The 11,604-nt window shown below is 41.3% G+C and carries 12 protein-coding genes and 1 riboswitch; of the genes, 10 read left to right on the forward strand and 2 right to left on the reverse strand.

Annotated elements, in window-relative coordinates; all coding sequences use genetic code 11:
* The first annotated feature begins 9 nt into the window (after window positions 1-9).
* The 6 genes from ACOAOT_RS01280 (at window position 10) to ACOAOT_RS01305 (ending at window position 6,807) form a co-directional block, all read left to right on the forward strand.
* A complete protein-coding gene (locus tag ACOAOT_RS01280) occupies window positions 10-1,239 on the forward strand; it encodes a molybdopterin molybdotransferase MoeA (RefSeq protein ID WP_420215284.1) in 1,230 nt (409 codons plus the stop codon).
* 51 nt (window positions 1,240-1,290) lie between these two features.
* On the forward strand, window positions 1,291-3,204 hold the full coding sequence (locus ACOAOT_RS01285; RefSeq protein WP_420215285.1) for a molybdopterin biosynthesis protein: 1,914 nt from the start codon (window positions 1,291-1,293) through the stop codon (window positions 3,202-3,204).
* A 12-nt stretch (window positions 3,205-3,216) separates the two neighbouring features.
* Window positions 3,217-3,666, forward strand: a complete 450-nt coding sequence (locus ACOAOT_RS01290; protein WP_420215286.1) for an MOSC domain-containing protein — start codon at window positions 3,217-3,219, stop codon at window positions 3,664-3,666.
* A gap of 102 nt (window positions 3,667-3,768) precedes the next feature.
* Window positions 3,769-3,873, forward strand: a riboswitch (molybdenum cofactor riboswitch).
* 40 nt (window positions 3,874-3,913) lie between these two features.
* A complete protein-coding gene (locus tag ACOAOT_RS01295; RefSeq protein ID WP_420215287.1) occupies window positions 3,914-5,707 on the forward strand; it encodes an aldehyde ferredoxin oxidoreductase family protein in 1,794 nt (597 codons plus the stop codon).
* A gap of 156 nt (window positions 5,708-5,863) precedes the next feature.
* Window positions 5,864-6,088, forward strand: a complete 225-nt coding sequence (locus tag ACOAOT_RS01300) for a MoaD/ThiS family protein (RefSeq protein ID WP_420215288.1) — start codon at window positions 5,864-5,866, stop codon at window positions 6,086-6,088.
* A gap of 2 nt (window positions 6,089-6,090) precedes the next feature.
* Window positions 6,091-6,807: a HesA/MoeB/ThiF family protein gene (locus ACOAOT_RS01305; protein ID WP_420215289.1), complete on the forward strand. Its 717-nt coding sequence runs from the start codon at window positions 6,091-6,093 to the stop codon at window positions 6,805-6,807.
* Window positions 6,808-6,860: 53 nt separating this feature from the next.
* Here the strand turns inward: ACOAOT_RS01305 and ACOAOT_RS01310 are convergent, their stop codons facing one another.
* Both ACOAOT_RS01310 and ACOAOT_RS01315 read right to left on the reverse strand, forming a co-directional pair.
* A complete protein-coding gene (locus tag ACOAOT_RS01310) occupies window positions 6,861-7,577 on the reverse strand; it encodes a LiaF transmembrane domain-containing protein (RefSeq protein WP_420215290.1) in 717 nt (238 codons plus the stop codon).
* A 20-nt stretch (window positions 7,578-7,597) separates the two neighbouring features.
* Window positions 7,598-8,059, reverse strand: coding sequence for a LytTR family DNA-binding domain-containing protein (locus tag ACOAOT_RS01315; protein ID WP_420215291.1), 462 nt, complete (start codon window positions 8,057-8,059; stop codon window positions 7,598-7,600).
* A gap of 232 nt (window positions 8,060-8,291) precedes the next feature.
* Between ACOAOT_RS01315 and ACOAOT_RS01320 the strand changes: the two genes are divergently transcribed.
* The 4 genes from ACOAOT_RS01320 (at window position 8,292) to yaaA (ending at window position 11,344) form a co-directional block, all read left to right on the forward strand.
* Window positions 8,292-9,110 carry an AraC family ligand binding domain-containing protein gene (locus ACOAOT_RS01320; protein WP_420215292.1) on the forward strand — a complete coding sequence of 273 codons (819 nt, stop codon included), beginning with the start codon at window positions 8,292-8,294 and terminating at the stop codon, window positions 9,108-9,110.
* Window positions 9,111-9,138: 28 nt separating this feature from the next.
* Window positions 9,139-10,041: a DMT family transporter gene (locus ACOAOT_RS01325; RefSeq protein WP_420215293.1), complete on the forward strand. Its 903-nt coding sequence runs from the start codon at window positions 9,139-9,141 to the stop codon at window positions 10,039-10,041.
* A 103-nt stretch (window positions 10,042-10,144) separates the two neighbouring features.
* On the forward strand, window positions 10,145-10,597 hold the full coding sequence (locus tag ACOAOT_RS01330) for a peroxiredoxin (protein WP_420215294.1): 453 nt from the start codon (window positions 10,145-10,147) through the stop codon (window positions 10,595-10,597).
* Complete coding sequence (yaaA, locus tag ACOAOT_RS01335; RefSeq protein WP_420215295.1) at window positions 10,598-11,344, forward strand: peroxide stress protein YaaA; 747 nt, start codon at window positions 10,598-10,600, stop codon at window positions 11,342-11,344.
* The last annotated feature ends 260 nt before the right edge of the window (window positions 11,345-11,604 follow it).

An 11,604-nucleotide genomic window follows, 5' to 3' on the forward strand; every position in this document is an offset into this window, starting at 1 on the left:
ATAATAAGAATGAAATTATTAAAGGTAGATACCATAGCATCAGCAAGAGATAAGACAGTAAATATCATGCAGAATAAGCTGATTAAGACAGAATGCAGAAAATTACTTGAATCCCAGGGATATATATTAGCCAGCGACATTATTTCCAGGGAACCGGTACCGGCCTTTCACAGGTCTGTAGTAGACGGATATGCTGTTATATCCGGTGATACCGCCGGATCATCGGAGAATCTGCCGGTTTTTTTGGAATGTGTGGATGAAATTAACATGGGTTTTCCAGCCCTGAAAGACATACATGCCGGAGAATGCGCTTATGTGCCAACCGGCGGAATGATTCCTCCTGGAGCAGATGCAGTGGTAATGGTTGAATACTGTGAAGCCTTTGACAGCAGTCATATTGCCGTTTACAGTCCGGTTTCCTATGGGAAAAATGTAGTTTTAGCAGGTGAAGACATAGAGCAGGGAGAAATAGTGATAAAGAAAGGAACCAGGATCCGTCCCCAGGAAATTGGAGCTATGGCAAGCCTGGGTATTACAGAGGTTATAGTTTTTAAACCATGGGAGATTACCATTATATCCACAGGGGATGAACTGGTTCCCCCTCATAACACACCGTCTCCGGGGGAAATAAGAGATATTAATTCCTATTCACTTTGTGCCCAGGCACAAAAACACGGCCTTACAGTACTGAATACAGTGGTACAAAAGGATGACGAACAGAAGTTAAAAGAAGCCGTGATACAGGCAATGCAGGTGAGTGATGTGGTTGTCATATCAGGTGGCAGTTCTCAGGGGAAAAAGGATGCAACCAATGATATCATTGACGAAGTGGCAAGTGAAGGTTCATTCATTCATGGATTAGCATTAAAACCGGGAAAGCCAACTATTGTAGGATATGATGAAATCAGCCGTACACTTTTGGCAGGACTTCCTGGTCATCCGGTAGCAGCCATGCTGGTTTTTGAACTGTTGGTTATATGGGTTTGGAAGCATTTGACAGATCAACCTGCAGACAGCTCTTTATTTGCCCGTATTACGTCAAATCTGGCAGGAGCCCCTGGAAAAATGACCTGCCAGCTTGTTAAACTGAACAGGCAGGAAAATGAAATACATGCAGAACCGGTTTTCGGAAAGTCGGGCCTTATTACGACCATGACAAGAGCTGATGGCTATATTTTAATTGAGGAGAATAAAGAAGGACTTAAAAAAGACGAAATTGTTGAAGTGTTTTATATATAAAATTACATGATAGTCAGGATTTCCGGGATAAAGCAGAAAGGCATAGAAGCTATGGCAAACAGAAATCTCTATTTAAATAATACACCTGTAAATGAAGCGCTGGGCATTTATAAAAAAGCGCTGAAAGATATAGTAAAAATGCAATATGAGGAAATTCCGGTAGAAAAAAGTCTGGGCCGGATAACAAAAGAGGCTGTTTATGCAAGGTGCTCGTCACCTCTTTTTAATGCTGCAGCCATGGATGGGATAGCGGTAATAACAGAAAAAACAAAGGGCGCCTCGGAAAGGACGCCTCTTATTTTAGAAAAGAATAAGGATTTCATTGTGGTTGATACCGGAGATCCTGTTAATTATCCTTATGACGCTGTAATCATGGCAGAGGACGTAATTGAAATTGATGAAAGAACTGTTAAAATTCTGGAGGCAGCAACAGCCTGGCAGCATATCAGACCCATTGGCGAAGATATCGTATCCGGTGAGATGCTGCTGCCCAGCATGCACAAAATACGACCGATTGACATAGGCGTATTATTTTCCGGCGGAATTATTAAAATCATGGTGGTGAAGCAGCCAAAAGCAGCAATCTTTCCTACCGGAACTGAAATTATAGAACCAACCAAAACGCCGGAAGCAGGAGAAATTATTGAATCAAATTCCAGAATGTTTGAGGCAATGGTAACCTCGTATGGAGGATTAGCAGACCGTTTTCCGCCTACCCCGGATGACTACAATAAAATAAAAACGGCGGTTTCAGAAGCACTGGACAGCTACGATATGGTAATAATCAATGCAGGTTCCAGTGCGGGGACAGAAGATTATACCGTGCATATTTTAAGGGAACTGGGGGAAGTGTTCGTGCATGGGGTTGCAATTAAACCCGGAAAACCGGTGATACTGGCTGCCGTAAAAGGAAAACCGGTGATCGGTCTTCCAGGTTATCCGGTTTCGGCTTATATTGATTTTGAAAATTTTGTTAAGCCGGTACTGGCATTGTTAACAGGAGAAACCTACTGTGATAATAATGTGGCAGAGGCAGTGCTGTCAAAGAGAATGATATCTTCTCTAAAGCATAAAGAATACGTAAGGGTAAAAGTGGGACAGGTAGGTGATAAACTGGTAGCTTCTCCCCTTGCCAGAGGGGCAGGCGCAGCCATGAGCCTTGTGCGTGCCGACGGTTTCTGTGTGATTGAACAGAATTGTGAAGGAATTGAAGCCGGAGAAATGGTCAGAGTTGAATTGTACAGAAGCTTGCAGGAAATAAGACATACGGTTGTCTGCATTGGCAGCCATGACCTGCTTCTTGACCTGGCTGCTGATCTGATGGCATTCCATTATCCGGGTGTATATCTGTCCAGTACTCATATTGGAAGTATGGGGGGATTAATGGCACTAAAAAGAGGAGAAGCTCATATCGTACCTGTCCATCTTCTGGATGAAGCCTCTGGTAAATATAATATACCTTATATAAAAAGAATGTTTGAAGAACCCATGGCGTTGATTAAAGGGGTTAAACGCATTCAGGGACTCATTGTGCAAAAAGGAAATCCATTGAACTTGAAAGGAATAGCAGACTTAAAACGATGCAGGTTTGTGAACCGGCAGAGAGGTGCAGGAACAAGAGTATTGTTTGATTATAAACTGAAGCAGGCTGGCATGGACGCTTCTGAGATTAATGGCTACGACAGAGAGGCAGCCACCCATATGGCTGTGGCGGCTCTTGTTGCCGGGAACAGTGCAGATGCAGCCATGGGTATATTCGCGGCAGCAAAGGCTATGCAGCTGGATTTCATAGAAGTCGGGCAGGAGGAATATGATTTCGCTGTTCCGGTAAAATATCTGAATCTTCCTGAAATCAAAGCATTTATCGAAGTATTAAAGAGTAGTGAGCTTCATACACGCTTGGCAAATGCCGGAGGTTACCAGTATGATGAGGCGGGAAACATATGCTATCTAGATGAAGAATAACGGGGTACAAAATTGCAGTCAGGATATGTAGAATCACTTCAGATACAAAGAAAAAAAGGTCAGCCATTTGAATGCGTAACATTCGTAGAGCTTGAAGCGGGTAAAGGGATAGTTGGCGATTGCCACGCTTTAGGAGGAGAGAAACAGATAGCTCTTATTTCGTCAAAATCAAAGCAGTGGATCAGAAAACAGGAAAAAGAAGGTTTGTGTTTCCGGAAATTTCAGGAAAATATTGTGACCCAGGGGATCGATTATACCCGGCTGAATGAAGGTGATATTCTAATTATAGATCACGCAGCCATAGAAATAGGGACATATACCAAACGCTGCTTTCCTGAATGCACACTGAGGCAGACGGATCGCCCATGCGTATTAACTTCGGGTACATGCTTCGGAAAAGTTAAAAAGTCAGGAAAAATACAAACTGGTGATCAAATCAGGCAGACAGATTCAAAGACCTGAAAAATGGAATATGTTACAAAAAATACCACATATAAACAGATAAATTTGTTAAAAAAGCAACAAATAAAAAACTAATTGCATTTTTTTGTCGAATAATGTACAATAAAATTAAGGATCCGAGTTTTATCTTGAGTAGATAAAGCCTATGGGTACTAACCTAAGAATTAGTGCCTCCCGCGTTTGGAAAGGACTCCTTTTCTATTTCGTTACAGTTTACTTTTAAACAATGAAAGGAAAGGGTGTTATTATGCAGACAGCGTACAATGGAAAGATAGCCCGAATTAATTTATCAACTGGAGAGATCAGAGTAGAAGAACTTAATATGGATCTGGCCAGAAAGTTTATCGGAGGCCGCGGTCTCGGTACCAAGATGTTATATGATGAAGGTATTGCAACCGTTGATCCTTTATCGGAAGACAACAAGTTAATTTATATAACCGGTGCCATGACCGGAACCAAGACACCGACTTCCGGCCGTTATATGGTTGTAACCAAGTCACCGTTAACCGGTATGATTGCAAGTTCTAATTCCGGTGGTGTATGGGGCGCAAAGCTCAAATATGCAGGGTGGGATGCCATTATAGTGGAAGGAAAGGCAAAGACACCAGTTTATATCAATGTAGTGGATGATAAGATAGAGATTCTGCCGGCAGATGAATATGTTGGCATGATGAGTGAAGAAATTGATGAAGAGTTAAAAAAAGTACATGAGAAGTGTTCCGTTTTAAATATCGGACCAGCAGGCGAAAAATTATCCTTATTAGCCGCAATTATGAATGATAAAGACCGTGCAGCAGGCAGAAGCGGTGTCGGCGCAGTTATGGGGTCAAAGAATTTAAAAGCGATTACGGCTACAGCAACAAAATCCTCCATTGAATCATATGATCCGGAAGCTTTGCAGGAAGTGACAAAAGGATGTCTGAAGGCGATAAAAGAGAATGGGGTTACCGGAGGCGGTTTACCTACATACGGAACGGCAGTACTTGTTAACATTATTAATAATACCGGTGCATTTCCTACCAGAAACTGGCAGGAGTCCTATTATGAGGAAGCGGACGATACGTCCGGCGAAAGTTTAAAAGACCAGTATCTTGTAAAACAGAGCTTCTGCCACAGATGTCCCATTGGCTGCGGCCGTGTTATCAATGTTGAGGGTAAGGTTGCAGGCGGACCGGAATATGAACCATTATGGGCATTTGGCGGAAACTGTGGAATTAATGATTTAAATGCAATTAATACAGCCAACTACTGGTGCAATGAATATGGATTAGATGCGATCTCTACTCCCTGTACCATTGCAGCAGCCATGGAATTGTATGAAAAGGGTTTGATTAAGGAAGAAGAATGTGAAGGCGTGCCGTTAAAGTGGGGCAATGCAGAGGCAATCATAGAGTGGACCAAGCGGATGGGTGAGTCTGATATTCCGTTAGCCAGGCTGATGGCCCAGGGTTCTTACCGTTTATGTGAATACTATGGACATCCTGAAATTTCCATGAGTGTTAAGAAACAGGAGATGCCCGCATACGATGCACGTGCCATCCAGGGAATTGGTATCACCTATGCAACAAGTAACCGGGGTGGCTGTCACGTAAGAGGTTATTTAATCTCACCGGAGATTCTTGGGTTACCCCAGCAGTTAGACCGTACCGAAACCGAAGGAAAGGCACTGTGGACGAAGATATTCCAGGACCTGACTGCAGTTATTGATTCTATGGGACTTTGTCTGTTCACCTCGTTTGCTTTGGGAGCACCTGAATATGCTGCCATGTTAAATGCAGGAACAGGAACCAGCTATACAGCTGAGGAACTTTTAGAAGTAGGGGAGCGGATCTATAACATTGAACGGTTGTTTAACAAAGCTGCGGGTATGAAGCCGGAAGATGACAGACTTCCAAAACGTCTGACAGAGCAGCCGATTCCGGATGGTCCATCCAAAGGACAGGTAAGCCAGATTAATATTACATTACCGGAATATTACAAAGTACGCGGTTGGGAAAATGCATTTCCTACTGAGGAAACATTAGCACGTCTGGGCTTATAGTCTCCATACCGGTAACAAAAAAGTAATAAAGTCGTGCCACTATTATATACAGGAAGGATTTTAAGTGAAAGCGATGCTTCATTTATAAAATCCTTCCTATATTTATATAATAAAGAATACGACAGTATAAAACACTGTAAATCAACAATGGAGGTTATGATGATAGAAGTAAGATTATTTGCTACATTCCGTGAAGGCAGGCAAAAGATTACCTTCCTGGAGGCAGGTCAGTTTCAGACAGCTGCTCAGGTAATCGATTATTTTCACATACCTCATGAAGAGGTGGCAATCTGCTTAATTAATGGAAGGCATTCTAAGTTAGATGCTTCTGTGAAAGATGAGGATGTTCTGGCTCTGTTTCCACCGGTAGGAGGAGGCTGATTATGAGATATGAACGTCAGATTTTAATGAAGGAAATTGGTGAAGAGGGACAGAACACATTAAAAAAATCAAAAGTCACAGTAATTGGTGCAGGAGGTCTTGCTTCACCAGTTCTGACTTACCTGGCATGTGCAGGAGTGGGAACAATAACGCTGATTGATTATGATACAGTATCAGATTCCAACTTAAACAGGCAATTCCTTTACCATGAAAAAGATATGGGAATGAATAAAGCAGAGCTGGCTGGAGAGGTCTTAAACAGCTTAAACTCTCAAATCACAATCAATCCTGTTTCTGAAAGGATAGACGAAGAGAATATTGGGAAGATAATCAATGGTGCAGATGTAGTAATTGATTGTGTTGATAATGTAGAAACAAGATTAATTGTGAACAGGGAATGTATAAAACAGGATATTCCTTTGGTTGAAGGCGGGGTATACGGTTTTTATGGTTTTGTTATGTCAATAAAACAGGATTTTCCATGTCTGGAATGCATTGGCTATGGTAATACAAAGCTGAAACGGCCAGGTCCGGTACTGGGAGCAGTGGTTGGTGTGATCGGTTCCTTACAGGCAGTAGAATGCATTAAAATATTGCTGGGGTTGGATGAAGTTCTTTATGGAAAGATGTTAAATTATGATGGTCTTTTAGTAAGCTTTGATTTGGTTGAACTGCAGAAGAATGATCTGTGCGAAGTTCATGGATTGCTGAAAGATTAATGATAATAATTATATGGGCTCCAGTCATAACTGACTGAAGCCCGTTTTTGTTATCAGATATATATAATTTCCACTCCTGCAAAATTAAGTTCCCCTACCAGTTTTAAAACCGGAGCAGTATTACTGGTGACAAACCCTCTCCCTTTCTCACTAACTCCACCGACCACGGATTCGATCTCATTTTCCACCCGCCACTCTTTCGGAACATAAAGTTCGATTCCGCAGAAGTTACCGCTGATTCGTACAATGGCCTCTGTTTCCACGTGTGCTTTATTAAAATAAACCTGTATGGAGCCAAAACTGCAGTCTAAGTCAGCCTGTTTAAAATCATCTGAGTTTATATATTTTGTGCTGGATCCAAACGTAGTGCTTTGTTTTACATGGTCATTGTCTTCTATATCGATCACTTCCACCTGTGGGTCCTGATTAAAGCTGTTGTATTTATGATGATGGTTATACCAATAGTGGCTTTTCTTGTGAAACAGTAACGACAACCCGATGCTTCCCAGGAGTGCTACTGCAAGGACAGTCCAGGGGGTGAGGCTTTCGATCCCCAGAACCTTGTCATAGGTGATGCACAGGAATGCAATTGGAAATAAGATTCCTGAAAAATTTAAGCGCGGAATACTTTTTACGATGATGGCCAGCATAAATACAGTGAAAACTAAGGAAAATGGGCTGAAGCTTCCAAGATATCCCAGTTTTCCGATTATTACAAATGCGGCTGCCAGGAGAAACATGATTCCCCAAAATAATCTATTTTTTTGCATAATGATTTTACCTCTCTTTTTTATCGTTCCATGTGCTGGTGATCCAGCTTCCATTTTAAAAGCTTATAGTAGTTTCTTGATAGATAGACCTTTTTATAGGAGTTTTGAAATTCCACTCTGCTGGAGGCAGTGGGGCTGCGTGTGATGCTGTAAACCTTTGTGGTGTTTAATATGGTGGATTTTGAAATTCTCATAAAATAAGGGGGGAGAAGCTCTTCCAGTTCATAAAGCTTATATTCTACCAGAAATTCATCATCGGTTGTATGGGCAAAAATGCCCTTGTCTGCAGTCTCAAAAAACAGGACTCTGCTTACATGAAAATAGAATTCCGTATCATTTTGATAGAAAATCATTTGTGTCTGGCTGTTATCCAGTTCCGAAATCATTTTTTGAATCAGGGTAATTTCCTCGTTGATTTCAGGACAGCGGATACGCAATTCACTTTCCTGTAAAGCCGTATCAATTTCTATTTGAATTTTCATAATAAAGTGATATCCATCCTCCTGTTCTTTCTGGTCAGCTGCCGGCGCCTGTTTTTAATATGTGCTAATTTTATCTGAAAATAACAGCGATGTAAATATGTTTCAGGCAAGTGGTGGGTTATTGGCGGTAAGAGGTGTATTTTTATACAGTGAAAGGCAATATCATACAAGAAAGTAGCTACCATCTATGTTATACTATGCATTAGACAGGAGAGAAAGGAGGGACCCGTTTATGAAGCAGGAAATACGGACTGTGAAATATGATGGGGAATTAAATGTTGAGGCTTATCTTTTTCAGGGGATTATGCAAAAGTTTCCCAACCACTTTCATGATTATTACGTAATTGGTTTCATTGACGCTGGCCAGCGGTATCTGCACTGTAAAAACAAGGATTATACCATAGAACCAGGCGATTTATTGCTGTTTAATCCCCGGGATAATCATGCCTGCGAACAGATTGACGGAAAAGCGTTTGATTATCGGTGTATTAATATCCAGCCTGAAATTATGAAAAAGGCAATGTTAGAAATAACCGGGAAAGAGTATCTGCCTTATTTCACGTCTCAGGTAATTTTTCACAGTGAGCTGGTTGTGATACTAAAGGAGCTTCATCAGATGATTATGGAGGAAGAAACGGATTTTAAAAAAGAGGAGATATTCTTTTTCCTTCTGGGGCAGCTGATTGAAGAATACACAAAACAGCATCTGCCAAAAGAACAAATGGTGCAAAGCACTAAGGCAACGGTGGTCTGCCAATTCCTGGAGTCTCATTATATGGAAAATATCTCTCTCAATGATCTTTGTAATATGACTGGGCTGAGTAAATACTACCTGCTTCGGTCATTCACCAGGCAAAAGGGAATCTCTCCTTACAGCTATCTGGAAACCATACGGATTGACAGAGCAAAGAAGCTGCTGGAGCAAGGGGCCATGCCTGTGGAGGCAGCAATTCAGACCGGATTCAGTGATCAAAGCCATTTTTCCAACTTTTTTAAACGCTACATAGGACTTACACCAAAGCAGTATAGTAAAATATTTAAAGATACTTGATGCTGACTGATAAAAAGAAAGGGTTTTCATGGACAGAAAGAAAGAGATTCAGGGACATTTGTTTTCATTATTTACAATATTTATCTGGGGCACCACATTCATATCGACTAAAATACTTTTAAAGACATTTTCTCCCATAGAAATATTATTTATAAGATTTGTAATTGGCTATTTCGCTTTACTTGCGTTATATCCCCACCGCCTGAAGGTGAAGGAAAGAAAACAGGAGCTGTATTTTGCAGGAGCAGGATTATGTGGTATCACACTTTATTTTCTGCTGGAAAATATAGCATTGACTTATACATTTGCATCGAATGTTGGCGTTATCATCTCCATTGCACCGTTTTTTACAGCAATTTTCGCCCATTTGCTTTTGGCAGGGGAAAAGATGAGAGCCCAGTTTTTTATTGGGTTTGCAGTGGCAGTGGGTGGAATATTTCTCATCAGCTTTAATGGAAGCAGCCAATTGAAATTAAATCCAATGGGAGATATACTGGCGGTTCTGGCGGCTGTGGTATGGGCCATATATTCCGTACTTACTAAGAAAATCAGTGGGTATCATTACCACACCATTTCAGTGACACGAAGAATTTTCTTTTACGGCTTACTGTTTATGATGCCTGTATTATTTATATTTAAGTTTGAACCGGACATTGGTCAGATTATAAAGCCGGTAAATTTGTTTAATATCATATTTCTTGGATTTGGAGCATCGGCTATTTGCTTCGTAACCTGGAATTATGCTCTGAAAATACTGGGAGCCGTAAAAACCAGTGTCTATATTTATATGGTTCCGGTAATTACTGTTATTACCTCCGTACTGATCCTTCACGAGACAATTACAGGTACCGCCGTGCTTGGAATCCTGCTTACACTGGCAGGACTATTTATATCAGAAATAAAGTTGCCGGCCAGACACCAGAATAAATAGAAATGGTTTTAAAAAATCCCCTGTTCATGATAATATAAGTACATAAATGGAATGTCATACTGTTGGAAATAATAAGAGCAGACAGACGGAAAGGGGAATAAAGATGTTAGAAACAGGAATAAAAGCACCATCATTTGAATTACCGGACCAGAATGGAGTAATCCATACATTAGATGAATACAGGGGTAAGAAAGTGATTCTTTATTTTTATCCAAAAGACCAGACACCGGGCTGCACCAGTCAGGCATGCGGATTTGCGCAGCTTTATCCCCAGTTTCTTGAAAAGGATGCTGTCGTGATCGGCATCAGCAAGGACAGCGTTGCTTCTCATAAGAAATTTGAGGAGAAGAATGGTTTGCCGTTTACTCTGCTTTCTGATCCGGATCTGACTGCGATTCAGGCTTACGATGTGTGGCAGGAAAAGAATATGTATGGAAAAAAGACCATGGGTGTGGTTCGGACCACATATCTGATTGATGAACAGGGAGTAATTATAAAGGCATTGGGAAAAGTAAAGGCGGCTGAAAATCCGGCGCAGATGTTAAAGGAAATCTAAATGAAGATCATAATCTCACCAGCGAAAAAAATGAATGTGGATACCGATTCCATGGCCACAACAGGACTGCCTGTCTTATTAGATCATACCAGAATACTTTGGGAAGAAATTAAAAAGTTGTCCTATGATGAGGCAAAGAAGTTATGGGGCTGCAACGACAAGCTTGCGGGATTAAACTACAGGCGGTTTGCTGAAATGAACTTGGAAAAAAACATAACTCCTGCAGTACTGGCCTATGAGGGACTTCAATACCAGCATATGGCGCCTCTGATTATGACCAGACAGGCACTTGATTATCTCGGAGACCATCTGCGGATTCTCTCCGGGTTCTACGGAATCTTATCTCCCTTTGACGGAGTAGTGCCATACCGCCTTGAGATGCAGGCGCGTATGGCTGTTGCTGGGAGCAGAGATTTATACGGCTTCTGGGACAACAGAATCTATAAAGAACTGGCAGGGGAAGATCATACTGTAATAAATCTCGCCTCTAAGGAGTACTCTCAGGCAGTGAAGCCATATTTGTCATCTGCTGATACATTTGTAACCTGTATATTTGGAGAACTGGATCAGGGTAAGATAAAGCAGAAAGGAACTCTCGCCAAGATGGCAAGGGGAGAGATGGTTCGGTTTATGGCAGAGAACCATGTGACAGAGGTCAGACAGTTAAAGAAATTTAATGCATTGGGGTACCGGTACATAGAGGAGTTATCAACTGAGACAGAAATGACTTTTGTTATTGGCGGTTAATATAGCCATTCTTCGCGGTGACAGGTTCTTACAGAGGGATCCTTTACCATATTATGTTCCCGTTTTCTGATAATCTGAGTCTTAGCCATCCGTTTTACCTTTGTTTTTGCAAATTGCAACTGCTGGTTGTCAGATCATACAGTGCACTTGGTAGTTGACAACCGGTAAAAATCTTATAATAGAGGCAGTCAACGGGCATTTATCACTTTCTTTCAGACTATAACAGAATAGAAAGCAAAGGATGGGCAGTATGACCAATA

The organism is Lacrimispora struthionigena (assembly GCF_048627165.1).
Lineage (GTDB): Bacteria > Bacillota > Clostridia > Lachnospirales > Lachnospiraceae > Lacrimispora.

Bases quoted from the DNA above. Each gene is read 5' to 3' on its own strand.
- ACOAOT_RS01280 (WP_420215284.1), top strand. From the start codon at position 10: ATGAAATTATTAAAGGTAGATACCATAGCATCAGCAAGAGATAAGACA.
- ACOAOT_RS01285 (WP_420215285.1), top strand. From the start codon at position 1,291: ATGGCAAACAGAAATCTCTATTTAAATAATACACCTGTAAATGAAGCG.
- ACOAOT_RS01295 (WP_420215287.1), top strand. From the start codon at position 3,914: ATGCAGACAGCGTACAATGGAAAGATAGCCCGAATTAATTTATCAACT.
- ACOAOT_RS01300 (WP_420215288.1), top strand. From the start codon at position 5,864: ATGATGATAGAAGTAAGATTATTTGCTACATTCCGTGAAGGCAGGCAA.
- ACOAOT_RS01305 (WP_420215289.1), top strand. From the start codon at position 6,091: ATGAGATATGAACGTCAGATTTTAATGAAGGAAATTGGTGAAGAGGGA.
- ACOAOT_RS01310 (WP_420215290.1), bottom strand. From the start codon at position 7,577: ATGCAAAAAAATAGATTATTTTGGGGAATCATGTTTCTCCTGGCAGCC.
- ACOAOT_RS01315 (WP_420215291.1), bottom strand. From the start codon at position 8,059: ATGAAAATTCAAATAGAAATTGATACGGCTTTACAGGAAAGTGAATTG.
- ACOAOT_RS01320 (WP_420215292.1), top strand. From the start codon at position 8,292: ATGAAGCAGGAAATACGGACTGTGAAATATGATGGGGAATTAAATGTT.
- ACOAOT_RS01325 (WP_420215293.1), top strand. From the start codon at position 9,139: ATGGACAGAAAGAAAGAGATTCAGGGACATTTGTTTTCATTATTTACA.
- ACOAOT_RS01330 (WP_420215294.1), top strand. From the start codon at position 10,145: ATGTTAGAAACAGGAATAAAAGCACCATCATTTGAATTACCGGACCAG.
- yaaA (WP_420215295.1), top strand. From the start codon at position 10,598: ATGAAGATCATAATCTCACCAGCGAAAAAAATGAATGTGGATACCGAT.